Annotated in this window: 25 protein-coding genes; 3 read left to right on the top strand and 22 right to left on the bottom strand. The window is 63.1% G+C overall.

Going from position 1 to position 26,539, the window contains the following annotated elements; all coding sequences use genetic code 11:
* Positions 1-268: 268 nt before the first annotated feature.
* The 15 genes from JQ641_RS19110 to JQ641_RS19180 form a co-directional block, all read right to left on the bottom strand.
* Entirely contained in the window at positions 269-1,273 is a 1,005-nt protein-coding gene (locus JQ641_RS19110; RefSeq protein WP_211997526.1) for a quinone oxidoreductase family protein, read from the bottom strand.
* A gap of 33 nt (positions 1,274-1,306) precedes the next feature.
* Complete coding sequence (paaK, locus tag JQ641_RS19115; RefSeq protein WP_211997527.1) at positions 1,307-2,638, bottom strand: phenylacetate--CoA ligase PaaK; 1,332 nt, start codon at positions 2,636-2,638, stop codon at positions 1,307-1,309.
* Between the two features lie 29 nt (positions 2,639-2,667).
* Positions 2,668-3,120, bottom strand: a complete 453-nt coding sequence (gene paaI / locus JQ641_RS19120; protein ID WP_211997528.1) for a hydroxyphenylacetyl-CoA thioesterase PaaI — start codon at positions 3,118-3,120, stop codon at positions 2,668-2,670.
* A 190-nt stretch (positions 3,121-3,310) separates the two neighbouring features.
* Entirely contained in the window at positions 3,311-4,390 is a 1,080-nt protein-coding gene (gene paaE / locus JQ641_RS19125) for a 1,2-phenylacetyl-CoA epoxidase subunit PaaE (RefSeq protein WP_211997529.1), read from the bottom strand.
* 2 nt (positions 4,391-4,392) lie between these two features.
* Positions 4,393-4,896 carry a 1,2-phenylacetyl-CoA epoxidase subunit PaaD gene (paaD, locus tag JQ641_RS19130; protein WP_192737266.1) on the bottom strand — a complete coding sequence of 168 codons (504 nt, stop codon included), beginning with the start codon at positions 4,894-4,896 and terminating at the stop codon, positions 4,393-4,395.
* On the bottom strand, positions 4,890-5,666 hold the full coding sequence (gene paaC, locus JQ641_RS19135) for a 1,2-phenylacetyl-CoA epoxidase subunit PaaC (RefSeq protein WP_211997530.1): 777 nt from the start codon (positions 5,664-5,666) through the stop codon (positions 4,890-4,892). Before paaC ends, paaD begins: the two co-directional genes overlap by 7 nt.
* 133 nt (positions 5,667-5,799) lie before the next feature.
* On the bottom strand, positions 5,800-6,087 hold the full coding sequence (gene paaB / locus JQ641_RS19140) for a 1,2-phenylacetyl-CoA epoxidase subunit PaaB (protein WP_192737264.1): 288 nt from the start codon (positions 6,085-6,087) through the stop codon (positions 5,800-5,802).
* Between the two features lie 10 nt (positions 6,088-6,097).
* Complete coding sequence (paaA, locus tag JQ641_RS19145) at positions 6,098-7,090, bottom strand: 1,2-phenylacetyl-CoA epoxidase subunit PaaA (protein WP_211997531.1); 993 nt, start codon at positions 7,088-7,090, stop codon at positions 6,098-6,100.
* A gap of 75 nt (positions 7,091-7,165) precedes the next feature.
* On the bottom strand, positions 7,166-8,035 hold the full coding sequence (gene paaX, locus JQ641_RS19150; RefSeq protein ID WP_211997532.1) for a phenylacetic acid degradation operon negative regulatory protein PaaX: 870 nt from the start codon (positions 8,033-8,035) through the stop codon (positions 7,166-7,168).
* Between the two features lie 195 nt (positions 8,036-8,230).
* Positions 8,231-9,001 (bottom strand): esterase/lipase family protein, encoded by a 771-nt coding sequence (locus tag JQ641_RS19155; RefSeq protein ID WP_211997533.1) that lies wholly within the window; start codon positions 8,999-9,001, stop codon positions 8,231-8,233.
* 188 nt (positions 9,002-9,189) lie between these two features.
* Entirely contained in the window at positions 9,190-10,476 is a 1,287-nt protein-coding gene (locus JQ641_RS19160; RefSeq protein WP_211997534.1) for a DUF445 domain-containing protein, read from the bottom strand.
* Positions 10,477-10,685: 209 nt separating this feature from the next.
* Positions 10,686-11,162 (bottom strand): phasin, encoded by a 477-nt coding sequence (locus tag JQ641_RS19165; RefSeq protein ID WP_211997535.1) that lies wholly within the window; start codon positions 11,160-11,162, stop codon positions 10,686-10,688.
* Between the two features lie 290 nt (positions 11,163-11,452).
* Positions 11,453-12,046 carry a GNAT family N-acetyltransferase gene (locus JQ641_RS19170; RefSeq protein WP_211997536.1) on the bottom strand — a complete coding sequence of 198 codons (594 nt, stop codon included), beginning with the start codon at positions 12,044-12,046 and terminating at the stop codon, positions 11,453-11,455.
* Positions 12,043-13,128 carry an alpha/beta fold hydrolase gene (locus JQ641_RS19175; protein WP_211997537.1) on the bottom strand — a complete coding sequence of 362 codons (1,086 nt, stop codon included), beginning with the start codon at positions 13,126-13,128 and terminating at the stop codon, positions 12,043-12,045. Before JQ641_RS19175 ends, JQ641_RS19170 begins: the two co-directional genes overlap by 4 nt.
* Positions 13,125-13,505 carry a poly(R)-hydroxyalkanoic acid synthase subunit PhaE gene (locus JQ641_RS19180; protein ID WP_211997538.1) on the bottom strand — a complete coding sequence of 127 codons (381 nt, stop codon included), beginning with the start codon at positions 13,503-13,505 and terminating at the stop codon, positions 13,125-13,127. The genes JQ641_RS19175 and JQ641_RS19180 overlap by 4 nt, the downstream gene beginning before the upstream one ends.
* A gap of 178 nt (positions 13,506-13,683) precedes the next feature.
* On the opposite strand from JQ641_RS19180, the gene JQ641_RS19185 reads away from it, so the two are divergent.
* Together JQ641_RS19185 and JQ641_RS19190 are read left to right on the top strand one after the other, a co-directional pair.
* Positions 13,684-14,601, top strand: a complete 918-nt coding sequence (locus tag JQ641_RS19185; RefSeq protein WP_349628587.1) for an alpha/beta fold hydrolase — start codon at positions 13,684-13,686, stop codon at positions 14,599-14,601.
* A 104-nt stretch (positions 14,602-14,705) separates the two neighbouring features.
* Positions 14,706-15,167, top strand: a complete 462-nt coding sequence (locus tag JQ641_RS19190; protein ID WP_211997540.1) for a nuclear transport factor 2 family protein — start codon at positions 14,706-14,708, stop codon at positions 15,165-15,167.
* Positions 15,168-15,269: 102 nt separating this feature from the next.
* On the opposite strand, the gene JQ641_RS19195 is transcribed toward JQ641_RS19190, so the two are convergent.
* From JQ641_RS19195 to JQ641_RS19225, 7 genes are all read right to left on the bottom strand, one after another.
* A complete protein-coding gene (locus JQ641_RS19195; protein ID WP_211997541.1) occupies positions 15,270-15,944 on the bottom strand; it encodes a spermidine synthase family protein in 675 nt (224 codons plus the stop codon).
* Between the two features lie 222 nt (positions 15,945-16,166).
* Positions 16,167-19,403, bottom strand: coding sequence for a bifunctional cytochrome P450/NADPH--P450 reductase (locus JQ641_RS19200; protein WP_211997542.1), 3,237 nt, complete (start codon positions 19,401-19,403; stop codon positions 16,167-16,169).
* Between the two features lie 185 nt (positions 19,404-19,588).
* Positions 19,589-20,584 carry an alpha/beta fold hydrolase gene (locus tag JQ641_RS19205; protein WP_192737251.1) on the bottom strand — a complete coding sequence of 332 codons (996 nt, stop codon included), beginning with the start codon at positions 20,582-20,584 and terminating at the stop codon, positions 19,589-19,591.
* 9 nt (positions 20,585-20,593) lie between these two features.
* The gene (locus JQ641_RS19210) at positions 20,594-22,141 is read right to left on the bottom strand and encodes a WS/DGAT/MGAT family O-acyltransferase (RefSeq protein WP_211997543.1); all 1,548 of its coding nucleotides are present in this window, start codon (positions 22,139-22,141) and stop codon (positions 20,594-20,596) included.
* Between the two features lie 101 nt (positions 22,142-22,242).
* A complete protein-coding gene (locus JQ641_RS19215; protein ID WP_249150549.1) occupies positions 22,243-22,977 on the bottom strand; it encodes an esterase/lipase family protein in 735 nt (244 codons plus the stop codon).
* Between the two features lie 62 nt (positions 22,978-23,039).
* Positions 23,040-23,294 (bottom strand): DUF6489 family protein, encoded by a 255-nt coding sequence (locus tag JQ641_RS19220; RefSeq protein ID WP_192737248.1) that lies wholly within the window; start codon positions 23,292-23,294, stop codon positions 23,040-23,042.
* 99 nt (positions 23,295-23,393) lie between these two features.
* A complete protein-coding gene (locus JQ641_RS19225) occupies positions 23,394-24,647 on the bottom strand; it encodes an NAD(P)/FAD-dependent oxidoreductase (protein WP_211997545.1) in 1,254 nt (417 codons plus the stop codon).
* 194 nt (positions 24,648-24,841) lie between these two features.
* Here JQ641_RS19225 and JQ641_RS19230 point away from each other — a divergent pair, with 194 nt between their 5' ends.
* The gene (locus JQ641_RS19230; RefSeq protein ID WP_211997546.1) at positions 24,842-26,437 is read left to right on the top strand and encodes an ABC transporter substrate-binding protein; all 1,596 of its coding nucleotides are present in this window, start codon (positions 24,842-24,844) and stop codon (positions 26,435-26,437) included.
* The last annotated feature ends 102 nt before the right edge of the window (positions 26,438-26,539 follow it).

Consider the following 26,539-nt stretch of genomic DNA (forward strand, 5'->3'; position numbering starts at 1 on the left):
CAATCCGCTCAACACAATGACGTTCGCAGTGCCTTGCACGGTAGTTTTTCCCTAAAGCCATCGGCGAAAACGGGTCGAGACAGCATAAATATGCTACAAACTCGACCTTTCTATAACGATGCTTGCATGGGGGCGCCACGGCAGCTGACAACAAAGAATGAAGCTTCCGTGCGGCGCGACAACGGGAGAATAAAACAATCGCCTCCAACCGGAATGCGATTGGTTTCATTCCCTCGCTGAAGAGGAAAAATATCTGCCGGAAGCCGGTTTACACCGGCCGCAGGATCACACGGTCACGCGACGAACCCGCCACCGCCACGAAGGCGGCCCTGGCCTGTTCCAGGGAAAACATCGCGGCCGGCTTGATCGGGAACGGTTTGAGATGCCCGCTCGCAAAGCCCGGGCCCAATTCCCTTAGCACCGCGCCGGTTGCGATCGACGACAGCCCGAGCGTATCGATGCCGACATAGGTGTGCTGGCCGCGATAGAACTCCAGAATGTTGAACTGTACGATGCGGTCGACCGCGGCGATCAGGATCTGCCGTCCGCGCAACGCCAGCGATTTGTGCGCCGCCTGGAAATAGGGATCGCCGACGGTGTTGAAGACGATGTCGGCGCCCTTGCCGTCGGTGAGTTCGCGCACCCGCGCCGCGACATCGGTCGCGGAGGCATTGATGATTTCGACCTTCGAATTGGCGTGGCCTTCATAAAGTTCGTCCTTGCGGACGACGCCGATCACGCGCGCGCCGTGCCAGCTTGCGATCTGCACCGCCGCCTGCCCGACCTTGCCGTTGACGCCCATCACCAGCACGGTCTCGCCGGCTTTGGGAATGCCGGCGCGGCGCAGGCCTTCCATCGCGGTCACGAAGGGAACGCCGATACCGGCGGCCTCCTCCCACGAAATGCTTTTGGGCTTCTCCACCACCGCATCGGCTTCGACCACGAGATGCGTGGCATGGGTGCCGTCGCGGCGAATGCCGAGATCGCCGGACGAGCCGAACACTTCGCGCCCGATCGACCCCACCGGGCCGTCGATCACGACGCCCGCATAGTCGCGGCCCGGCGTGCGCGGAAACACCGCATAGGGCATCAGGCCGGTCGCAGCTTTGACGTCGGACGGATTGACCGCGGCAGCCTTGACCTCGATCAACAGGTCGGTCGCGCCGCGCGACAGCGTTTGGGTCTCGATGACGGGCGCGAGCGAGGCCGCGTCGGCGACCTTTTCCAGGAGGCGCACGCAGCGGGCTTGAACAACTGGCTTCTCGGCAGGCATGTATCGAATTCCTGATCTCGCGCGGATCAGCAGTTACCCCTTCGGGCGCTTGTCGTAAACACGTTTCGCCTTTCCCAGCGATCGCTCCAGGGTTTCGGGGGCGACGGCTTTGATGCGGGCGGTGATGCCGATGGTGTTCTTGATGAAGGTTGCGACTTTTTCCGTGTGTGCGGGCAGACCGCTGCCGTCCCAATGTTCGGGGCGGGCTTCCGCCAGCACGGTCATTTCGTCCATGCGGCCTTCGCGCGTCAGTTCGATGATGAAATGCCCGCCGCACCAGTCGGTCGCGAGCAAGGCTTCCTCGATCTGGGTCGGGAATACATTGACGCCGCGCAGGATGATCATGTCGTCGGAGCGACCCGTGACCTTTTCCATCCGCCGCATGCCCGGCCGCGCCGTGCCCGGCAGCAGCCGCGTCAGGTCGCGGGTGCGATATCGGATGATCGGAAAGGCTTCCTTGGTCAGCGAGGTGAAAACGAGTTCGCCCTTTTCGCCATCGGGCAGCACCGCGCCGGTCTCGGGGTCGATCACTTCCGGATAGAAATGGTCTTCCCAGATATGCAGGCCGTCCTTGGTCTCCACGCATTCCTGCGCGACGCCCGGGCCGATCACTTCCGACAGCCCGTAAATGTCGGTCGCATCCATATCGAAGGCCTGTTCGATCTCGACGCGCATCGCGTTGGTCCAGGGCTCGGCGCCGAAGATGCCGAACTTGAGCGAGGATTTTCGCGGGTCGAGCTTCTGCTTCTTGAACTCGTCCAGGATCGCCAGCATGTAGCTCGGCGTCACCGTGATGATGTCGGGCTTGAAATCGTTGATCAGTTGCACCTGCCGTTCGGTCATGCCGCCAGATACCGGCACCACGGTGCAGCCGAGTTTCTCGGCGCCGTAATGCGCACCTAATCCACCAGTGAACAGGCCGTAGCCATAGGCGTTGTGCATGATCATGCCGGTGCGGCCACCGGCAGCGCGGATCGAGCGCGCCATCACGTCCGACCATACGTCGATATCGGCCTTTGTGTAGCCGACCACGATCGGCTTTCCCGTCGTGCCCGATGAGGCATGGACGCGGACCATCTTCTCGCGCGGCACCGCGAACATGTTGAACGGGTAATTGTCGCGCAGGTCGGTCTTGACCGTGAACGGAAATTTGGCGAGATCGGAAAGCTGCTTGAAATCACCGGGATGCACGCCGGCTTTATCAAAAGCCTTCTTGTAGTGTGCGACGTTGTCGTAGGCATGCGCCAGCGACCAGGCGAGGCGCTTTGTTTGCAGCGCCATGATCTCGTCGCGAGAGGCGCGCTCCGCGGCGTCCAACTCGGCGCGGTAGCCGCCTGCACTGGATTGAAGCTTGGTCGAAGCCATCGCGTGTTTCCTCAAGGATCGTTCTTGTTTTATTTTGTCGTGGTACCGGGCAGCCACGCACCACCGATGGTGCGGGAATGGCCGCGGAATTCCGCGATCACAACGTCACCGGCGGTGACCTGCACATCGTAGATGCCCGATCGGCCGCTGCGTGAGATCTCGCGCGCGCTCGCCACCAGCACATCGCCGAGCTTGCCGGGCCGGATGAAGGTGACATGGCACTGCGCCGCGACTGCGCGCTCGTTATGGGTGTTGCAGGCAAAAGCAAAAGTGGAATCCGCCAACGTAAAGATGAAGCCGCCATGGGCGATGCGCTGGCCGTTGACCATCTCCGGCCTGACCGTCATCGACAGCGTCGCCCGGCCCGGCCCGATCTCGACGATCTGCATCCCGAGGCCCTTGCTGGCGTCGTCCTCCTTCCACATCGCGTCCGCACAGGCGCGCGCGAGGTCGTCAGGCGAAAGCGTGGCATTGACGTTCACTGCGGTCTCCCTGTCGTCGGGCCTGTTGCAACAGGCCTCTTTGAATGCGGATAGTCTTTAGTGAAGCACCAAATGTGTCAACGCTCACTCCGTCATTCCGGGATGCGCCACTTGGCGCAGGCCAGGAATCCATACTCACGATCGTGGTTATGGATTCCGGGCTCGCGCTTCGCGCGCCCCGGAATGACGGTTACACATGGTCGTAATCCACCACGACCCTGTCCGACACCGGCCGGGCCTGGCAGGTGAGGATGAACCCCGCCTTCAGTTCCCAGGGCTCCAGCGAATAGTTCACTTCCATCTGTGCGTCGCCCTCGACCAGCTTGGCGCGGCAAGTCGAGCACATGCCGCCCTTGCAGGCGAACGGCAGGTCCATGCCGGCGCGCAATGCGGCGTCGAGAATGGATTCGTCCTCGGCCACCGGCACCTCGCGGCGCTTGCCGTCGATCACGAGCGAGGCCAGCGCCTTCGGCGGCGCGGATGTCTCGACGATCTTTTTGGCGCGCGGCTTGCCGCCGAACTCGGAGACGAAGCGCTCGACGTGGATGCGATCCTCGGCAATGCCGATCTCGCGGCAGGTGTTTTCGATGTCCTCGCTCATCCCCAGGGGGCCGCAGACGAAGACATGATCGACGCTATCAGCCGGCACCATCGAGCGCAGCAGCACACGCACCTTTTCACCATCGAGCCGGCCGTGCAGGATCGGAATATCCTGCTCCTCGCCGGAGATGACGTGGAACAGCGAAAGCCGCTGCATGAAGCGGTCCTTCAATTCCTCCAGCTCTTCGAGGAACAGCATGCTGTTGGTTGAGCGGTTGCCGTAGAACAGGAAGAAGCGGCTGTTCGGCTCGCGCGCCAGCACGCCCTTGACAATCGACAGGATCGGCGTGATGCCCGATCCCGCGGCAAAGCCGACATAGACCCGCGCCTGATCGGGCGCATGCGCGACGCCGAAGCGCCCGGTCGGCGTCATCACGTCGAGTTCGTCGCCGGCTTTCAGTTCATCCGCAGCCCAATTCGAAAACGCACCGCCATCGACCTTCTTCACCGCGATGCGCAATTCACCGTCGTCGGGGCCGGAACAGATCGAATAGGAACGGCGCACTTCCTCGCCGTCCATGGTCGTGCGCAGGGTCAGATATTGACCGGGTGTAAAGCTGTAATCTTTGGTCAGCTCCGCGGGGATCGCAAAGGTCAGCGACACCGCATCCGACGCTTCGCGGCGCAGGTCGTTGACGGCAAGACGATGGAAACGGGGTGTGAGGGACATGGTCAATGACACTTGAAATAGTCGAACGGCTCGCGGCAGCTCTTGCAACGCCACAGCGCCTTGCAGGAGGTCGAACCGAACTCGGAGAGAACTTCGGTATTTCCCGAGCCGCATTGCGGACACGACACCTGCTGCTCGCCGAACAGCGCGCGACGCGAGCTCGACGCCTGCGGCGGCGCGATGCCGTATTCCCTGAGCTTGCGGCGGCCGTCCTCGGTCATCCAGTCGGTGGTCCAAGCCGGCGAGAGCACGGTTCGGATTTTTGGCCGCGCGATGCCGGCACGCTCAAGCGCCAGTTCGATTTCCAGCGCGATCATGTTCATGGCGGGGCAGCCGGAATAGGTCGGCGTGATCGCGACCTCGACATGACCGTCGCTGACGGCGACGTCACGCAGCACGCCGAGATCGGCGATGGTCAGCACCGGAATCTCGGGATCGACCACTTGCGCGGCTGCATCCCAGGCGCGCCGGCGCAGATCGGCATCGCTGAGCATGACCGTCACCATGTCGCCCCCGGAAAGGTTCGCGGCAGCGACTGCAATTCGCTGAGGAGATGGCCGAGATGTTCGCTGTGCCGGCCGTCGCGGCCGCCACGCTGCATCCAGCTGTTCTGCGGCAACGCCAGTGTCGCCTCGTTGACGACGCCGGACAGCGTCTTGAGCCATGGCGCGTGCAATTTCGCGGGGTCGATCGCGATGCCGGCATCGATCAAGCCGCACTCGCTGTCGTCGAGATGGAACATCTCGCCGGTATAGGCCCAGAGATCGTCGATGGCGCTCTGCGCGCGGCGGTGGCTCTCCTCGGTGCCGTCGCCGAGCCGCACCATCCATTCCGACGAATGCCTGACGTGATAGGCGCTTTCCTTTTCGGACTTCGCCGCGATCGCAGCCAGCGTCGGATCGCTCGATTGCATCATCGCGCGCCAATAGAGATCGGCGAACGCCGCATAGAAGAACTGCCGCACCATGGTGCGCGCGAAATCGCCGTTCGGCTGTTCCAGCAGCAGCAGATTGCGGTACTGCCTGACGTCGCGCAGATAAGCGAACTTGTCCTCGTCGTTATCCTTACCCTCGACCTTGGCGGCGTAAGCGTAGAGCTCGCGCGCCTGGCCGAGCAGGTCGAGGCCCATATTGGCGAGCGCCATGTCCTCTTCCATCATCGGCGCGTGGCCGCACCATTCCGACAGCCGATGGCCGAGGATGAGCGCATCGTCGGCGCGGCGCAGGGTGTAGAGCACCAGCGGGGTTTCGGAGACCTGGATCGAGGCGACTGCCATGTCGGTTTGCCTGTTCGTTCACTCTCCGACCTCATCCTGAGGAGCGCGCCCTAGCGCGCGTCTCGAAGGATGGGCCACGGGGCCTCATGGTTCGAGACGGCGCTGCGCGCCTCCTCACCATGAGGGATTGGGATCACATATGCCCGACTTCGTCCGGCACGTCGTAAAAGGTCGGGTGCCGGTAGATCTTGGATTCCGCGGGCTCGAACATCATGCCCTTCTCGGAGGGATCGGACGCCGTGATCGCGTTCGACGGCACCACCCAGATCGAGAGGCCTTCGCCGCGGCGGGTGTAGATGTCGCGCGCCGCCTGCAACGCCAGCGTGGTGTCGGCGGCGTGCAGCGAGCCGACATGCTTGTGCGCGAGCCCGTTGCGGCTGCGGATGAAGACTTCCCAGAGCGGCATGTTCGGCGTGGCCATGGTGATCTCCCTATTCTGCTGCTTGCGCGTGCTGCCGCTGCCTGCGCTTCTCGGCATAAGCCAGCGCCGCCTCGCGCACCCAGGCGCCATCGTCGTGGGCTTTACGCCGCGCCGCCAACCGATCGCGGTTGCAGGGGCCGTTGCCGGCGAGCACCTGATTGAACTCTTCCCAGTCGATCGCGCTGTATTCCCAGTTGCCGTTGGCGTTCTGCTTCATTCCGGGATCGGGAATCGTCAGGCCGAGGAATTGCGCCTGCGGCACCGTGGCATCGACGAATTTCTGGCGCAGCTCATCATTGGAAAAACGCTTGATCTTCCACTTTGTGGAGGTGTCCGAGTGCTGGCTCGCCTTGTCGGGCGGGCCGAACATCATCAGCACCGGCCACCACCAGCGATCGAGCGCGCTCTGCGCCATCGCCTTCTGCTCTTCGGTGCCCCTCGACAGCGTCACCATGATCTCAAAACCCTGGCGCTGGTGGAAGGATTCTTCCTTGCAGACGCGGATCATCGCGCGCGCATAGGGACCATACGAACAGCGACACAGCGGAATCTGGTTCATGATCGCCGCGCCATCGACCAGCCAGCCGATCGCACCGATGTCGGCCCAAGTGAGTGTCGGATAATTGAAGATCGAGGAATATTTTGCTTTCCCCGCCAGCATCAGATCGACCAGCTCTTCGCGCGAGGTGCCGAGCGTCTCGGCCGCCGCATAGAGATAAAGCCCGTGGCCGCATTCATCCTGCACTTTTGCCAGCAGTGCGGCCTTGCGGCGCAGCGACGGCGCGCGGGTGATCCAGTTGCCTTCGGGCAGCATGCCGACGATTTCGGAATGGGCGTGCTGGGAAATCTGCCGCGTCAGCGTCTTGCGATACGCCGCCGGCATCCAGTCGTTCGGCTCGATGCGCTCGTCGGCATCGATGCGCGCCTGGAAGTTTGCGGAACGTGCGGCGTCCTCGATGTGGCTGGTGTCGCCATCGGACGTATTGAGCGCCTGCGTGTACATGGCCGACCTCCCCGTATGTTCTTTCCTCCAACATATAACACAAAAATACGAATGCAAGTTATTTTTGTAACATGTTTACGTCCCGTCGAACCGGCGCGCCAGCGCCCCGCCCGGCTTCGGCAGCGGCCCGTTTTCGCTGGTCGCATGGTCGTCAAGCCATTGTTCCGACGCAGGAAGCAGCCCGCGATAGATCTCGCCGCAGAGCCGTCGCGCTGCCCTGCCCGGCCAGTCCCGGGGCAGCAGCGGTGCCGGCAGCAGCGGGTCGCGCAACACCACCCGGCGGTAATGGTGGATCAGCAGGATCCGGGCGGTGAAGGCATCCGTGTCGGAAAGAATCTCACCGCGGCCGAGCGAGGCGCGGAGCGGCTCGAAGGTCTTCATGAATTTCAGATAGGCGTCTGCGGTGCGCTCAAGCGGCCAGCTTTCGCTGAGCAGACGCCGGCCGCTGTCGTCTTCCGCAGAGACTTCGAGACGGATCGCGCCCGCGGCCTCTTCCGGAACCGGCACGCCTGACGGTGCAACCCACACGCCCGGCAGCGGACTGCCGAAGCCGGCGTTCTTCAGCGCATCGCGCGATGCATCGCGGTCCCCGCCATTGCCGATCAGCAGCAGCTCAAACCGCCCGGTCCAGTCGGACGGCGGTGGATCGTAGATATGCCTGGTGGCGGTATCGAAGGTCTGCCGTCCCTTCTTGTCGAGCCGGTAAAAACTGTTGCGGCCGACCTTGTTACGCTCGAGCCAGCCGTCGCTCGCGAGCCGCGACATCGCGGTGCGGACGACGCCGCTGTCGATGTCGATCGCGGTAAAGAATTCCAGCAGCGTGCCGAGCCACACCGAGCCGCCGCGCGGCACGATGGCGTCGCCGAACACGGTGATGACGATCGAACCGGTGCGCGAGGGTTCGCGCTTGAGCTGTTCGACAATGCGGGCGAGCGGCTGCGGCATGCGTCAAGGCATACCGCGTTTTGCGGATTCACGAAAACGGCGGCGCTCTTCTCCCTCGCCCGCTCTTCGCGGGGAGAGGGTTGGGGTGAGGGGCTCCCTCCACGTGCGCGATCTATCGATAGACCTGTACCCCCTCACCCGCCGCGCGAGAGCGCGTCGACCTCTCCCCGCAAGCGGGGCGAGGTAAGCAAGCAGCTACCGATCCGGGTTCGGATACACCATGCTGCGCCAGCCGCTGCGGTCGAACGGGGCCCATTTGCCTTCCGCCTGCGCCAGACGGTCGGCGACGGCATAGACCACGGCGGGGTGATGACCCATGCCGCAATGGCTGCTCTCGACCTCGATGCTTTCGGAGGTCGCGGTGGTCTGCTCCATACAGCCCTGCCAGGCGCAGATGCCGTCGGTACGGCTGAAGATCGCGGTGGTCGGCACCGGCGGCGTGCCCGCCAGTGACCCGCCGAAACGCGTGTCCTCTTCGTCGGCGCGGCGGCCGCTTGCCATTTCATAGACGCGCCAGGCATTGGTCGCCTTCGGGCCGGCCGCGAACGGGCTACCGAGCGTGATCACCGAGCGCACGCGCTCCGGCATCATCTTGGCGAGCTGACGCGCGTAAAGACCGCCAAGGCTCCAGCCGACGAGGCTGACCTTCCGGCCGTGCGTGTCGTTCAATTCATGGACGAGATCGACCATCGCGTGCTGCACGCCCTGGCGCAGACCGAGATTGCGGCCCTGGCGCCAGCCGCTGACGGCATAGCCGCGGCTCTTCAGGAAGCTGCGCAGCGGGCGCGTCGAGGTGTCGGACGCCACAAGGCCGGGCAATACCAGCACCGGATGCCCGTCGCCTCTCGGCGCAAGACTAAGGAGCGGCAAGGCACCAAGGAAAGCGCCCAGTTCGGAAATCGCCCGCCCCTCCAGAAACATCAGGGTTCTGGACGGCGGACGAAGCGTCTGCGTAGCAACGGACATCATATCTCCTTCTCGGGCCTGGCCCCTTACGTCTCGGCAGCCGGCCCAGGGTTCATGGGTAGATGCTCACCTGGTAGAATCGTTCCGCAACGCAACATTGTTTCGTAAAAAGCTAGGGAACCGGAATTCTTCTTTCAACGGCGCACTTCACACTTGTGACAATTAAAAGCGCAGACGTGATGAAATAGTCACACGAGCCGCAGCAGGTACTCGAGGGTGTAAAGCACCAATCCTGCAAGCCCGCCGATCAGCGAGCCGTTGAAGCGGATGTATTGCAGGTCGCGGCCGATGTTGATTTCGATCAGCGCGATCAACTGCCCCATGTCCCAGGATTTGACCTGATCGGAGATGAACGTCGAGACGCCGCTCTTCTGTTCGGCGACTACGCTGCGCAGCACGGCGACCAGACCCTGGTTGATTTCGGCGCGCATCTCGGCGTCGGCGGCCAGCGCCTCGCCGGCCGTTACGAACATGCGCACGAGATATTGCTCCAGCACCTGCGTCTCGCCGGACGCGCTGCGCTCGAAGAACGATCGCGCATTCTCCCAGATGTGGCGCGCGAGGCTGTTCAGTTCGGGGCGCGCCAGGAGATCGCGCTTCAGCCCCTGGATGCGCTCGGCATAGGCCGGATCGCTGCCGAGCCGGTCCACGAAGGTCAGCACCATGCGATCGAACTCGTCGCGGAACGGATGCTTGGGATCGTTGCGCACTTCCTCGAAGAACGCGGTCGCCGACGCCACGATCTTGTTCACCAGGAACCGGTCGGCGCGATAGAGTTTTAGCAGCGTCGGCAATTCGTCGCGGATCTTCTCGCGGATCATGGCCATGGTCTCGGCCTGCGTCAGCGATTGATGCACCGCGCGCATGATGTCGTCGAGCAGGCCCTGGTGCCGGCCTTCCTTCACGAAGGTGCGCAGCGTGCCAGCCGCCAGCGGCGCCAGATCGATCGACATCAATTGCGAGGTGATGCGGCGGCTGACGAAGGTCATCAGGCCGGAATTCTCCGTGGCCGCGACCGCCTCGGGCAACAGCCGCAGTGCGAAGCGCGCGAGATCCTCGCTGCGCTTGCGGTCGCGCAGCCAGTCGGCGATGAACGAGCCGAAATCGATCTGCCGCAGTTTGGCTTCGACCGGGGCCGCTTCCAGAAAATGCTGCTCGATGAATTCACCGAGCTTGTCGGCGATGCGGTGCTGGTTGCTCTGGATGATCGCGGTGTGCGGGATCGGCAGCCCCAAAGGCCTGCGAAACAGGGCCACGACCGCATACCAGTCGGCAAGGCCGCCGATGGTGGCGGCTTCCGCAAAGGCCGCGACGAACCCGAACGCCGGGTGGACCGGCAGCAGCGCCCTCGCCGCAATGAAGATCGCAAACGTCGCCGCCAGCACCAATGTGGCCAGCAGCTTTACACGGCGCAGTTCGGCAGCCCGCTGCGCGTCGGCGGGCGTGTCGATCACGAATGTGCGGGGGACGGTCATGATGGCTTTCGGATGAACACTACTCCTCATCCTGAGGAGCGGCGTCTTCGCCGCGTCTCGAAGGATGCAGGCCCCATCGTGGCCTCATGGTTCGAGACGGCGCAAGTGCGCCTCCTCACCATGAGGGTCTGGCCTGATCTAGGTGGACAACAGACAAAAAGAAGGCCCGCCTAAGCGGGCCTTCCAAAAGGGCAGTTGGCAGATCGCTATCAGGCGGTCTTGCTGTAGACCTTGGAGAAACTGTCCTGAGCGGTCTTGGCGCTGTCGGCGACGAGCTTGCCGAGATATTCTGACGTGGCCTTCGCCCGCGAGACGAACACTTCGCCACGCGCACGGACCATGTCCGACTGGATCTGGGCGGCTTCGCTCAGCGACTTGGCCGAAGCGAGCTTGTCGATGCCGGCGAAGAACGCTTCCGCGTCCTGATAAAACGCCTGCTGGATGTTGCGGCTGATCTTGGCAGCCTCGGAAACCGAACCGGCAACGGCGGTCTCGATGGCAGCGGTCACCTTCTCGGAACCGGCATGCATGTCGGCGGCGCGAACCTTCGCGGTCTCGGCCTGCTTCTTCACGAATTCACGGGCAGCTTCCGGAACCTCCAGGTTCTGGAGCTTGGTGAACGCCTCGGTGACGGGCGCGAAGGCTTCCTTGACGGTGTTCAGCACGGAATTGGTTTCGGTGGTCATTTGGGTCTCTCCATCCTCGGGTTTGAGCTATGGGCTCACCCCGTCCGGTTCGGCCCGGGGCGAGATCGTTGTGCCATAGTTAATGGTGCGACGCAACATCAATGTTGCATCGCGATATCACGAATCCGTGATGCGCCTGAATGATGGGCGGCCTGCCTAGGGAAACGGCAAAAGTTCCACTTTAGTCTTAGTGCCGGACGTAGCCGAGGCCCTCATGCTTACTTTGCATGGGGTTGTTTTCGCGATTCTGAGTCCGGGCTGGACGGCGCTCTTTGTGCTGGACGGCCCTCTTAATGCTGGACGGCGCCTGGGAGCCCGTAGGCTTCCAGCTGGGCCCGCACTTGCGCCACATTGTGTCCGAGCACGACGATGTCGTGCTTCTTGCCGTCGACGTCGCGGACGTGGTCCCGCAACAGGGCCTCGGCCTTGAAGCCGAGGCTCTCGAACAGCGCGATCGCCGCCTGCTGGTCTACCGTCATCTGCACCGAAAGCTTTTCCAGCCCGGCGCCCAGCGCCAGCGCGAAGGTCTCCTGCGACAGCGCCCGGCCGACGCCCTGCCCGCGCACGTCCTGCGACACCACCATCCGGATCTCACCGACATGCGGCGACCAGGAGTGCGGGTCACGCACCAGCGTGCCGCAACCGACCACCGCCTCTCCCTTCACCGCCAGCAGGCTCGTGATCTGCCCACGCTCGATCTCGTTGATCCAGGCCGACAGCACCTTGGGCTGGCTGATGTTGCGTGGCAGGAACAGCAGATCATGGGTCGGCAGTTTTTGCGCGAAGGCAAGCACCGCGGCCTCGTCGGCGCGGGACATCAGGCGGAATTCGATCACGCCCGCGTCGGTCTTGACGTGGCGCGGATAGGAACGTGTTTCACTCATGTTGATCTCTTACCTAACCAGTTGTCCAGTTTCGGCCATAGCCGCTTGACCGCATTGGCGCCGGCGACGACGCTGACGTGACCGCCCTTCAGCATCACCTCTTCCTTGTCGGACGAGCCGACCTTGGCGATCAGGTGCTTGGCCGCATCATAGGGCACGATGTGATCGTGTTCGGCGACCGCATGCAGGATCGGCACCTTGATGTTGGCAATATTGGCCGCACGGCCGCCGACGCTCATGGTGTCGTTGAACAGCTTGTTGTCCCACATCAGGTCCTTGGTGATGGCGCGAAAATATTCGCCGGCCAGCGGCAAGGTGTCCGTGCCCCAGCGATCCATCATCCGGTAGGCCTTGACGTATTCGTCGTTCCAGATGTTTTCCCACAATTGCACCTGGCTGGCGGCGCGCGACGCCGGCCGCAGCATCTCGAATGACGACAGGATCATCTCGGGCGGCACATTGCCGATGCTGTCGACGAGGCGGTCGACATCGAAATAGCGCCGGTCCGAAAAATTCGAGAACAGCTTCATCTCGCGGAAATCGATCGGCGTGGTGAAGCAGATCAGATTCTTCATCGGTCCGTCGTTGAAGATCGAGCCGTACAGCAGCGACAGCACGCCGCCGAAGCAATAGCCGATCACGGTGACGTCTTTTTCGCCGGAATCCTGCTGCACGCGGCGGACGCAATCCGGGATGAAGTCGAGGACGTAATCCTCCATCCGCAGCGATTTTTCCTCGGGCTTCGGCGCGGTCCAGTCCATCATGTAGACGTCGTAGCCGCGCTTGAGCAGAAATTCGATAAAACTCTGGCCGGGCACCATGTCGAGGATGTAGCCGCGGTTGGTGGTTGCCATCACGATCAGGATCGGCACGCGGTAGATTTCGTCCGCGATCGGGCGGTAGTGATAGAGGTTCAGCGTGCCGCGGCTGAGCAACACGTCCTTCGGCGTCGAACCCAGCGCGGGGCCCGACGATGAGATGTATTCGACGCCCTTGATGCTGCGCTGGATCGCGCGCTGCACCTCGGACTGGATCCGCTCGGGAATCGACGCCAGATCGAGGGCTGCTGCGGGCGCGTTCATTTTTGTTCTCCCTCCGACGGGGGACGCTTGGTGCGCGGCGGCCGCGCCGCGCCATAGCCGCCTTCCGGCGCCAGCGAATTGTGATGGATCTGGTGCAGCATCGCCTTGATCTCGTTGAGCTGGCTTTCGATGCCCTGGATGCGCTCGGCCATGCCGACCATTTGCGCCCGGCTCGGCAGGTTCATGCTGACGAGATATTTCTCCATCAGCTCGCCGAGCTGCTTCTGCGCGCCCGCCGTGGCGCCGCCGACCTGGTTCATCACCTTGGAAAATTCGGGCGAAGCCATCGCCTGGTTGGCAAAGGAGTTGAACCCCTTCTCCATCTCCCCGATCATCGTCTGCCAGATCACGGCAGGATCGTTGCCTTTGTCGGCCATAGGCGCCCTCCCTTGGTTACGAGCGCTTTGCCACGCCTCGATATTATTCCACCATACGACACCGTTGCGGCGTGCCGGTCAACCGGATGAAATGGTTACTGCCGCTCTTCTGCGATGCGGCAAACCGTGCCATACAAGACCCATCAAGGTACCAGGACTGATCCAAAGGATTGCCGCCGTGACTCTTGCCCATCAGCCACCGCAGATCGCCCACGCCAACGGCATCGACATTTGCTACGAAGTCTTCGGTGACGCAGGCGCGGAACCGCTGCTGCTGATCATGGGTCTCGGCGCCCAGATGATCCATTGGGACGATGATTTCTGCCGCCAGCTTGCCGCGCGCGGCTTTCGCGTCATCCGTTTCGACAACCGCGATATCGGCAAATCCTCCCGCATGACCGGCGGCAAGCGCCTGACCGCGCTCGAACTGCTCAAGCTGAAATTCCTGAAGATCCCGGTCGCCGCGCCCTACAGACTGATCGACATGGCCAAGGATACGGTCGGCCTGATGGACGTGCTCGGCATCAAGTCGGCGCATCTGGTCGGCGCATCGATGGGCGGCATGATCGCGCAGGAAGTCGCGATCTCGTTTCCGGCGCGGGTGCGCTCGCTGACCTCGATCATGTCGACGACAGGCAATCCCAAGGTGCCGGGACCGACACGGGAAGCCGCCGCGGTGCTGATGGCGCCGCCGCCCGCGACCAAGGAAGAGTATTTCGAGCGGTTTGCGAAAACCTGGAAAATCCTGCGCGTCGGCTCGTTCCCGGAAGACGAAATGCTCGACCGCTCGCGCGCCGAACGCACCTATGAACGCGGCCTCAACCCGGCCGGCGTCGGCCGCCAGTTGCGCGCGGTGCTCGCCTCCGGCAGCCGCAAGGAACGGCTGAGCGCGGTGAAGGCGCCGACGCTGGTCATCCACGGCACCGTCGATCCCTTGGTGCGGCCCGAGGGCGGCAAGGATACCGCGGCCTCCATTCCCGGCGCAAAGCTTGTGATGGTCGACGGCATGGGCCACGCGCTGCCGATCCCGATGTGGCCGCAAATCATCGACGCGATCGACAAGCACGCCCATGGCGCGGCGGCGAAGGCGGCTTGATCAGGTTACTTCGAGGTTACTTTGTGAGCGTCCGGTGCCCTCTTCCGCACGACAGGGCCGGGGCCTATAGACGGCGCACCGATATCGCTACAAGGAGCCCGAACATGGATTTTGTTTTCCGGCCGCGCGCAGCGTTGGCCGCCGTCATTCTGTTAGCCCTTGCCGCTCCCGCCGCCTGGGCCGCCGATGCCAAGCAGGAAGCCAATCGCAAGGCCGTGCTCGAATTCTATGAGAAGGGCCTGAACCAAAAAGACGCCGACGGCGCGATCGCCTATATGGGCGACCGCTATGTTCAGCACAATCCGAATGCCGCTGACGGTCCCGAGGGTTTTCGCAAGTTCATCGGATTCCTGCGCGAGAAATTCCCGAACTCCCGCAGCGAGATCAAGCGTTCGTTCGTGGACGGCGATTACGTCATCCTGCATGTCCACGCCGTTCGCGAGCCGGGCGCGAGGGGGAACGCGATCATCGACATCTTCAAGCTCGAGAACGGCAAGATCGTCGAGCATTGGGACGTCGTCCAGCCGATCCCCGAGAATCCGGCGAACAACAACACGATGTTCTGAGGGTGGGCAAAGGCGCGCCTGCGCAGTGCCCACCATCGCTATCTGGAACACCTGGAGAGATGGTGGGCACGCTTGCGCTTTGCCCACCCTACGAATCGAAACTCAGCTCTTCGTCGCGATCCAGATGATGTGACGCGCGCCGCCGCCTCTGCCGGTGGCGCGCACGGCAACCTCGTTCACATCGAAGCCGGCGGCACGCAGGCGTTTTGAGAACGGCGCGTTGGGTCCGGACGACCAGACCGCGAGGACGCCGCCGGGACGCAGCGCCGTATGTGCCGCGCCCAATCCGGCTGAACTGTAGAGTCCATCATTGGCCTTGCGGGTCAGGCCTTCGGGGCCGTTGTCGACGTCGAGCAGAATGGCATCGAATTTCGATCGGGAAGACCGGATGATTTCGGTGACGTCCACTTCCTGAATGCTGACGCGCGTATCGTTCAGGCTGCCGCCAACAATCTCCGCCATCGGGCCTCGCCCCCAGGCAACGACGGCCGGTACCAGTTCAGCCACCACGATCCGCGCACCCGCGCCAACCACCGCCAGCGCGGCGCGCAGCGTAAACCCCATGCCCAATCCGCCGATCAGCAGATGCGGCTTCTTGTTCGCTTCCAGCTTCTTGACCGCAAGGGTGGCGAGCGCGGCTTCGGATCCAGAGAGGCGGCTGTTCATCAGCTCGTTGGTGCCGAGCATGATGGAGAACTCTTTGCCGCGCTTCATCAGCCGCAGTTCCGCGTCGGTGCCGGGAATATGTGCGGTATCGATTTTTTCCCAGGGAATCATGTGGGGGTTCTAGCACACGAACGGGAGACGCTGTTCGTTCCGATGCGGCGAAGTTCACCACGAACGACGCTGTCGTCGCCCGGCATAGCCGTTCGAAGAACGGCGTCGCTTCCGCTCGCCTACGCCCGGGCGATCCAGCATTCCAGAGACGCCATTGATTGAACCCAGAAGCCACGGCGTACTGGGTCCCCCGCTTTCGCGGAGGACGACAGCGGAGGCAGACTATCCCCCCGCCCACACGTCCAGCACGTAGCGGTTCCTGGCGCCGAGATCGTCGATCCAGCGCAGGCCTGCTGCTTCGTCCGCGCCGGTGCGTTCGCGATAGATCGACACCAGCGCTGCCTTGACGTCCGGCTCCATCTTGCCGCCGTCGCCGCAGACATAGACGATCGCGCCCTTCTCGATCAGGTTCCACACCTGATCCTTCTGCGCCGCGACCAGGTGCTGCACATAGGTCTTCGGCCCGTCGGCGCGCGAGAACGCGGTGTGCAGTTCGGTGATGCCGTTGGCGGCGAACGCTTTCAATTCACCCGCATAGAGGAAGTCCTGCTCGGGATGGCGGCAGCCGAAGAACAGCATCGATTGCCCCAAGCTCGCGCCCTTGGCCTTGCGGTCGGCGCGCTCCTGCAGGAAGCCGCGGAACGGCGCCAGCCCCGTGCCGGGGCCGATCATGATGATCGGAACCGACGCATCGTCCGGCAGGCGGAAGCCGGCCTTGGTCTCGCGCACCGTGGCATGGATGGTGTCGCCGGCGCGGCGGCCGGCGAGATAGTTCGAGCAGACGCCCTTGTAGACGCCGCGGCCCGAACTCGCCGGCGCTTCGACCACGCCGACGGTGACGCTGCAGCGCGAGGCATCGCCCGCCGGTGACGACGAGATCGAATAATAGCGCGGCGCCAGCAGCGACAGCATTTCGAGATAGGCGTGGAACGGCAGTTCGCAGGCCGGATATTCCTCCAGCAGGTCGAACACCGATTTGCGTTTCGCCAGTACATCATTGCGATAGAGCTCGGTCGAGGCGGCGTCGTCGCCGATATAGGCCAGCAGCTTCGGTTTGGTCATCGGACAACGCGTGTTTTCCGACATGATCTGGATCTGCTTGCGGGTCGCGATCTGCTGCAACTCGACAAACTCGGTCAGCAAACGCCCGACCGACACGGCGTCACCGGTCGGCAATTGCGCGCGGCGGCCTTCGGCGACCGCCAGCCTGATCTGATCGGCGGGCAGGAAGCCGAACCGGCGCGCGACGGAATCCACCAACGCCGGATCGTTGCGCGGCACCACGCTGAGGTGATCGCCGACGCGGTAGGAAACGCCTGGCGGCAGCTGCACTTCGATATGCCGCGTCGAGCGGTCGGACGGATTGGCGCCGGCCTTGTTCTGCAGCTCGGAATTGACCTGTACCTTCATCGGCGAAACGCCGCCCTGCGCCACGATCACGTTGACGGCGGTCGGCGCCACCGGCTCGATCGTGTACAGCGGCGCATCATCAGCGCTGCGGGCAAGCGTCGAATCGACGCCCAGCTCCTTCATCGCCGCGGGCGCCGCCGCCGCAAACCACTTTTCGAACTGGCCGTCGAGATCGCTGCGGGCATCGCCCTCGCCACGCGTTGCGAGACTGCGCGCACCGTGCCCCGCCATTTGTTCGTCGATGATGCGCGGCACCGACTGATAGGTCGCCGCCCAGTCGCTGTTGCCGCAGCCGAACACCGCGTAGCGGACTTTGGCCAGCGCGTCCTTGGCCAGGCCGCTGTCCAGCCATTTGACGAACTGCGTGGCGTTGTCGGGGGCTGCGCCATTATAGGAGGCGCAGAAGATCAGGACGCCGCCCTGCTCGGGCAGCTTGCCGACGTAGTCATCGAGGGCGCCGAGCTTGGTCGCAAATCCGTTGACCTCGGCAAGGTCGGCGACGCGGGTGGCGAGTTCTTCCGCGGTGCCGAGGTTGGAGCCGTAGAGCACCAGCAGCGGCGTATTGTGCCCGGGCCGTGTCCGGGCCGGCGCTGCGGCCGTGTTCGAGGCCGCCACCGCGGCCGCCGCGCGACCAGCGAACGCGCCGCGCTCCTTGTCGGCGCGCGGGCGCACCTTGATCTTGAATCCGTCCGGCTTGATCGTCAGCGTCTCTTTCAAATGCATCTGGTAGCGATTGACGTCGATCAGCTTGAAGCGCTGCAGGATCATGCCGATCGCCAGCGCCGCCTCGTGCATGGCAAATCCACGCCCGATACAGGCGCGCTGGCCGTTACCGAACGGTTTCCAGGCGTTGACCGGGCGCTTGGCTTCGGCCTCGCGGCTGAAATTCTCCGGATCGAACGCGTCCGGGTTCGGTCCCCACACGCTGGGATCGCGGTGCAGCGCCATCACGAGCACGGTGACGAAGGTGTTTTTCCTCAGCTTGTATTTGCCGCCGATGGTCTCGTCCTTAAGCGGCGCGATGCCATAGGCCGGCGCCGGCGGCCACAGCCGCAGCGCCTCCTTCAGTATCTGCGTGACGTAGGTCAGCTGCGTGACCTGCTGATAGGTCGGGCGCGCGTCGATATCGGGGCCGAGCACGCGGTCGACTTCCTCATAGGCCTTCTTCAGCACATCGGGATGCTTGAGTAGCGCATAGAGCGTGCATGAGAGGAGACCGCTGGTGGTCTCATGGCCCGCGATCAGGAAGGTGTTGATCTGGTAGCGGATGTTGACGTCGTCGAGCTGCTCGCCGGTGGCGCGGTCGACGCCGGTCATCATGGCGCCAAGCATGTCCTTCTTGCCCTCGGCGGCCTCCGCGTTGCCGCGGCGCTCGGCGATGATCTCGTCGACCATCTTGTTCATGAAGGCGACGTCCAGCGCCAGATCCTTGCGGCGCTTCTGCAGCCACAGGCCTTCGAGCGGGATGCCGCGGGTCATCATGATGGTCTCGAGCGAACGCACCAGCGATTCCACGAACGGATGGTAGTCACGGCGGTAGAACGAATTGAAGCGGTAGTCGAAGCCGCAAAGGCCGATGGTGTCGAGCGTCAGCGCGGTCATGTCATGGACGACGTCGATCTCCTCGTCGCCGTTCAGCCGCTCCCACTTCTTGACCAGCTGCTCGGCGATGTCGACCATGCTCGGATGATAGGACGTCATCGCGCGGTTGCCGAACGGCTGCAGCAGGATGTTGTGCGCCTTGCTCCAGTTCGGCTCTGACGTATCGGCGGTGAAAAGCCCATCGCCGCCGACCGCGCGCACCCGGCGCAGCGAGCCGCGCACCGCCTTGTCGAAGCGCTTCTCGTCGGAGAGTTCGTCGATGAGATCGTGGCCGGACACAATCACCAGCGGCGCGCCCATCATGTCGAGCCAGAAGATCGGCCCAAGCTCCTTGGTCAGCCGCACCAGATGCTGAACCGGCGCGTTCGGATCCAGCGACAGCATGTTGCCGACGACGGGCTTCTTCGGCGGATGTGGGATCGGACTGAGTTTGTTCGGTGACGCCATTGTGGATAATACCCCTGCCTCAATTGTCTCAAACAATGCGCGACGCTCTCACCCCGTCATTGCGAGCGAAGCGAAGCAATCCATTTCGCCGCGAAAAGAAGCATGGATTGCTTCGTCGCTGCGCTCCCTTGCACAAACGCTTTCGCGTTTGTTGCAGGCAATGACGGCTGGGAGAGCGTCACGCTCTAGCCAAACCGCTTCCTGCGCCATTCGATCAGTTTGGCGCTGACCTCGTCCGGCTTTTCCTGTTGGGTCCAATGGCCGCTGTCGCGCACCAGATATTTTTCGAGATCGGGAACGATCTTTTCCATGCCGTCAGCCGACGACGGCGGCAGCACATGGTCGTTTTCGGCCATGATCATCAGCGCCGGTACTTTCACCGTGTGATCGATCCCGGCCGAACGCTGCCAGTTGCGCGACATGTTGCGGTACCAGTTGATGCCGCCGGTGAAACCTGACTTCGTGAACGTATCGACGAACACCTTCTTCTCTTCCGGCGACAGGATTGGCTTCCGCGGATCATGCTTGGCGTCGTAACCGGCAATCATCTGCGGAAACGCCAGATTGAGCCTGGGTGAAGCACCGACGCCGGCAACCACCTGATCGGCGGGTGTGTCTGCGGGCCGCGGCACCGGCTTGCGCATGAAGGCGTCAAACGTCTGCTCGACCCGGCTGCCGAAGATCCTGTCGGGCTCGCGGGCCGGATCCTGGAACTGCACGATGTACATGCTGTCGCCGAACCTTTTGCGGAACAGCTCGATCGGATCGGCCGGCGGGCGATCGTGATGCGGCGTGTTGATGCCGACCACGCCGGCAACGCGATCAATGTGGCGGAGCGGCATCTGCCAGATGATGAAGCCGCCCCAGTCGTGGCCGACGAAGATCGCCTTGTCGATCTTCAGATGGTCCATCAGGCCGACGAGATCGCCGGTCAGGTGCTCGATGTCATAGGCCTCGACCGGCTCGGGCCGGTCGGTCGAACCATAGCCGCGCTGATCCGGCGCGATCACCCGGATCCCGGCCTCGCTCAGCGCCTTGATCTGGTGACGCCAAGAGAACGCGATCTCCGGCCAGCCATGGCACAGTATGACCGGCGGCTTGTCGGTCTTCGGCCCGGCCTCGTAGTAACCCATGCGAATGCCGTTCGTCTCGGCGAACTGCAGCGGCGGCATTTCAATCATTGCAAAACCCTATTCAGCCGCGCTGGTCATCTTGGACGGCGGCGGCGCATAGGCCGCCTCCAGCGCTTCAAATTCCAGCGGAAGCATGTCGCACAAGACCTGGACATGCGGGATGATGTTGGCGCCGGCGATGAAGCCGAAATCGAGCTGGTCGCGATAGCTCTGCACGGTGATGTTGAGCGCCAGCCCGTGGGTCGAGATCGACACCGGGAAGATGTGCAGCAACTCCGCGCCGGCCGCATAGAGCGTCTGCCGCGGCCCCGGCACGTTGGAGACCGTGATGTTGGCCGCCGGCGGCAGCACGTTCGAGAGGTCGGAACGGCTGTAGAGCAGCGCAAGAATCTGAACCAGGATCGGCGCGCCCAGCATCGAGATGTTGGAGACCTGCGGCATCAAGGCCCGCAGCGGATGCGACATTTCCTTGGACTTGGTGGATTGCGCGATGATCGCCTCCAGCCGCCCCTTGGGATCTTCGACGTTGGTGGCGATCGAGCAGATCATGCCGAACACCTGGTTGTTGGCCTCGGTGTTGCCCTCCTCGCGCAGCGAAATCGGCACCGCCGCGGTCAGCGACTTGGTCGGCAGCGCGCCCTGCTGCAGCAGATAGCGCCGCACCACGCCGGAAGACAGCGCCAGTACGACGTCGTTGAGTTTGCCGCCGGAGGCTTTCGCCACCGCCTTGGCCCGCGACAGCGAGATCGAGGTACCGGCAAAGCTGCGCTCCGACGAGATCGCCTTGTTCAGAACAGTCGGCGGCGAAACCATGCTGGCGATGCTGTCGCGCGACTTCGGATCGGAAATCTTGCCGACCACTTCGGAAACGCTCTTGAGCATCGTCGGCACGCTGGCGGCGAATTTCACCGCGCTCTCGATCTGGAACATGGCGTTGTCGAACAGGATCGATCCGAGATCGCTCTTGCCCGAACGCGGCAATTCCAGGCTCTTCGGCGCCGACGATGAATCGAACGGCTGCCGCCAGAGCTGCTGATAGGAATCGATCAAATTGGCGGCGATGTCGCGCGGCTCCTGCGCGACCTTGCGCGCCGTCGGGGGCTCCACCTGGCGCGGCACCGGGGTCAGATCGTAGATCATGTTGGTCAGCGCCGCACCGGCGCCGCCGTCGATGCAGGCATGGTGCATCTTGGAATAAAGCCCGATCTCGTTGTCCTTCATGCCCTCGAAGACATAGAACTCCCAGAGCGGACGGGCGCGGTTGAGCAGCTTGGCATGCATCCAGCCGACGATGCGCTCCAGCGTCGCGCGGTCATACGGGGCCGGCAGGCTGCCGCGGAAAATGTGGCGGTCGATGTCGAACTGGTCGTCCTCGACCCAGGACGGATGATCGATGTCGAGCGGCGCCTTTTCCAGGCGCGCTTTCAGGATCGGCGCAAGATGCAGCCGGGAGCCGATCATCGCCTTGAAATCCTCGAAGAAGTTGCCGTTGTAATTCTCGGGCAGGCGGAAGATCGCCATGCTTCCGACATGCATCGGCATTTCAGGCGTTTCCAGATACAGAAACGACGCATCCATCGAGGACAGTTTCTTGGAGTCAGTCATATTTTCCTCCCGCAGAGATCACGCGGCGCCTTGATGGCGCTTCTGGCGTTCAGATGGTCCTGAAGACGGGGGATGGGTATCCCGGCCTTCAACGACATTGGTCAGGATAGTGCATTTTCCGGGGCCCCATATGCAATGGCAAACGGGCCCGAACGGTCAAATTGCTTAAATTCGCCTTCCGGCTGTGCCAGGCGGTCGGCCACCGCCCACAACGCGGCCGGGTTGACGCCGAGGCCGATGTGGCTTGCGAGATGCACCTCGATATTTTCGGCCGTGCTGGAGGGGCGCAGCAGGCTGGTACGCCAGTTCACGATGCCATCGGTGCGGGAATAGATCGAGGTCGCGGGCACCGGCAGGTCGCCGGCGATGGCTTCCCGGATCTCCGGGTTGTCGTTGATGCCTTCCCCCGACAGCGCTTCGTACAATCGCGTCGCATTGGTCGCGGTGATGTCGTTGGCGAACGGACTGCCGAGCGTGATCACCGATCGTACCAGGTCCGGCAGTTGCAGCGCGAGATCGCGTGCGTAGATGCCGCCGAGACTCCAGCCAATGATGCTGACCTTTCGTCCCGTGGTCTCGTGAATTCGCTTGACGAGGTCGCGCAGCGCGCCGCGCTTGCTGGCGACGCCGCCGAAATTGCGGCCCAGGTTCCAGGCATAGCTGTCGTAGCCAAGCTCCTTCAGGTAGCGCCGCATCGGCGCCATCGACAAATCGCTGGCGAGAAATCCCGGCAGCGTCAGCACCGGATGACCGTCGCCCTTCGGGGCGCGCATCAACAGCGGCGACAGCAGCAGGCTCGAATTCAGTTCGAACACGCTTCTGGCTTCGGCCAGCATCAGGAACAGACTCGGCGGACGAAGCTTGTGTTCTGCCACCGGCGCGTCCTCCGCGACGCCCACTATTTCTTGTCCTTCTTGGCCATGCCGCCGAGGCCGGCCATGGTCACGAACATGTCCTGAAAGCGTTCAGCGATCTTGGGGTCGAAGGTGAACCAGGACTGGATCAGCGATTCCGGCGAGACCTTGTCGATGTTGGCCATCATCTGCTGCTGCAACTTGTCCATGACCGCGGTCTGCATCGGCTGAACGTCCGGAAGTCCGAAGAACTGCCGGGCCTCGAGCGGCGTGCAATCAATTTCAACGTTTACCTTCATGGCCGCTCCTTCATTAATGGCTTGCCGCAGTATCACCGTGACTGGCTAGGTCACGCAAGGACAAGACCGCCTTCCGGGGCCCCCAATCGCCCCCTATGGTCAACCAAAACGTTCGACAGCAAAAGGGCTAGTATCGGCAAACGGGGTCTCGCCGGTCATCATTTCCGCCAGCAGCCGGCCGGTTGCGGGTCCGAGCGTCAGGCCGTGGTGCTGGTGGCCGAAATCGAACCACAAGCCCGGATGGCGGGGCGCCTTCCCGATCACCGGCAGCATATCCGGCAAACAGGGCCGCGCCCCCTTCCATGGCCGGGCGTCGACCGGCTCCCCCAGGGGAAACAGTCTATGCGCCTTTGGCATGGCCCGTTCGACCTGGACCGGGGTCGGCGGTGCATCGCGGCGGGCCATCTCGGCGCCGGTGGTCAGGCGAATGCCGCGGTTCATCGGCGCCAGCAGAAAGCCCTGATCGGCATCCAGCACGGGATGATTGAGCACGGCGTTGCCGCGCGGCGCCAGGTGGATGTGATAGCCGCGCTTGACGTTGAGCGGGATCGTATAGCCGAGCGGGGCGAAGATCTGATCGGACCACGGCCCCATCGCGACGACGACTTCGCGCGCGGTGATTGACCCTTTCTGGGTTGCGACGCGCCACCTTGCGCCGGATTGTTCGAGCGTTCGCGCATCGCCGACCAGGAACCGGCCGCCCTTGCGGCCGAACAGCGCCGCATAGGCCTTGGTGAGGCCGCCGGGATCGGGGACAAAACCGGGATCGGGAAAATGCACCGCGCCGGCGAAATCGCCGGTCAGGTTCGGCTCGCGCGCCGCGATAGCAGATGCGCCGAGGATGTCGCCCGCGACGCCATATTGCCTGGCGCGTTCGAGTTCCTTCACCGCTTTCGCCAGCGTCGCATCGGAGCGATAGAGCTTGATCCAGCCGGTGCGGCGCAACAGCTCCGGCACATCGGCTTCCGCGATCAGCGCCTCATGCTCGACCAGGCTGCGCTGGATCAGCGGCAGTTCGGCCATCGCGCTGTGCAGCGCACGCTCCGGCGAAGACGCTAGGAAGTAACGCACCAGCCAGGGCAGGAAGGACGGCAGATCGGCGAAATGATAACGCAACTGCGGCGTACGGTTGGTCGCATATTGCAGGATCTGGCGCAGGTCGCGGGGAAACATGTAGGGAAAGACCGACGCGCATTCGATCAGTCCGCCATTGCCATAGCTGGTCTCCTCGCCGGCAAGTTCGTGGCGGTCGATCAGGACCGTATCGCGGCCCTTTTTCTGCAGGTGCAGCGCAGCGCCGACGCCGACCATGCCTGCCCCCAACACAAGAACGTCAGCCTTCAGTTCCGCCACCGGCACTCCGAAAGTTTAATGTGGCGCGGTCTCGCGCTCAGCTTAAGGTGAAGCTAGACGTTGCCGCATCGCGGTGCAAACCGGTCCGCTGAAGGGGATCGCGCTTGCGCGGTGGCTGGACTTTGGCAACATGGATCGGCAATATCCGCCGCTATTGCGGAAATTGAGCTGATCAAAGCGGGGAAATCGAACAAATGTCGTTACGTCAGAGTTTGCTTGCAGTGGCTACGGTTACAATGCTCGGCTTTGCGGTTACGCCGGCATCGGCCCAGACCCTGCGCTACGCCAACCAGGGCGACCTCAAATCGCTGGATCCGTACACGCTGAACGAAAGCACCACGCACGCCCATCTCGGCCATGTCTATGAAGGCCTGATCGCGCGCGACAAGGATCTCAAGATCATCCCGGCGCTGGCCGAAAGCTGGGAAACGCCGGAGCCGACGCGGTGGCGTTTCCATTTGCGCAAGGGCGTCAAGTTCCAGAACGGCGACCCCTTCACCGCCGACGACGTCCTGTTTTCGGCCGATCGGATTCGCAAGAAGGGCTCGAATCTTCAGACCCGCATTTCGCCCGAGATCAAGGTGGTCAAGGTAGACGATTACACCGTGGATTTCGTGCTGCCCTCGCCCAATCCCATTCTGCATTACCAATGGGATACCTGGTACATCATGGACAAGAAATGGGCCGAGGCGAACAACTCCATCGACCCGACGCCCGCCGCGGCGACCACCCCGAGCTTTGCCTCGCTCAACGCCAATGGCACCGGCCCCTTCACCGTCGACAGCCATCAGCCCGGTGTCAAGACCGTCTACAAGGCCAATCCGAACTGGTGGCGCAAGCCCGAACACAATCTCAAGGAAATCGTCTTCACGCCGATCGGCTCGGACGCGACGCGCGTCGCCGCGCTGTTGTCCGGTGAAGTCGATGTCATCGAACCTGTTCCGCTGCAGGACATCACCCGCGTTGATTCGACGCCGACCGCGCAGGTGCTCAAGGGGCCGGAACTGCGAACCATCTTTCTCGGCATGGATCAGATCCGCGACGAATTGCTCTATTCCAACGTCAAGGGCAAGAACCCGTTCAAGGATATCCGCGTCCGCGAAGCCTTCTACAAGACGGTCGATGTCGAGTTGATCAAGACCCGCGTGATGCGCGGCCTCTCGACGCCGTCGGCGATGATGATCGCGCCGCAGCTGTTCCCGCTGTCAAAGGACTTCACCCGTCCCAAGCTCGATCCGGACGGCGCCAAGAAGTTGCTGGCGGAGGCGGGCTATCCCGACGGTTTCGAAGTGACGATGGACTGTCCCAACGACCGCTACGTCAACGACGCCGCGATCTGCCAGGCGGTGGTCGGCATGCTGGCGCGAATCGGCGTCAAGGTCACCCTGCTGGCGCAGCCCAAGGCGCAATACTTCGCCAAGGTCCTGCAGGCGGGCGGTTACCAGACCTCGTTCTACTTGCTTGGCTGGACTCCCGGAACGTCCGACTCGCATAATGTTCTCTACGAAATCCTGGGCTGCCGCGACGATCCAAAATCCCCGCGCGGCCAGGGCAATCTCGGCGGCTACTGCAACAAGAAGCTGGATGCAATCACCGACAAGGTGCTGCTGGAGACCGATACCGCCAAACGCGATCTGCTGATCAAGGAAGGTTACGAAATCGCAGCCAAGGATTTTTCCTACATCCCGCTGCATCAGCAGGCGCTGGCATGGGGCGTATCGAAAAAAGTGAAGCTCACGCAGCGTGCCGACAACCAGGTGCTGCTGTACTGGGCAACCAAGCAGGACTAAGCGGCTCAGTCATCATGGTCCCGGCAGCCAGGCGCTTCCGGGACCTTTCATTTCCGGCTGACAGCGTCGTCGGCCAAGACGAAGTCACAGCAGAGGAAAGTG

Source organism: Bradyrhizobium sp. JYMT SZCCT0180, from assembly GCF_018130165.1.
Taxonomy (GTDB): domain Bacteria; phylum Pseudomonadota; class Alphaproteobacteria; order Rhizobiales; family Xanthobacteraceae; genus Bradyrhizobium.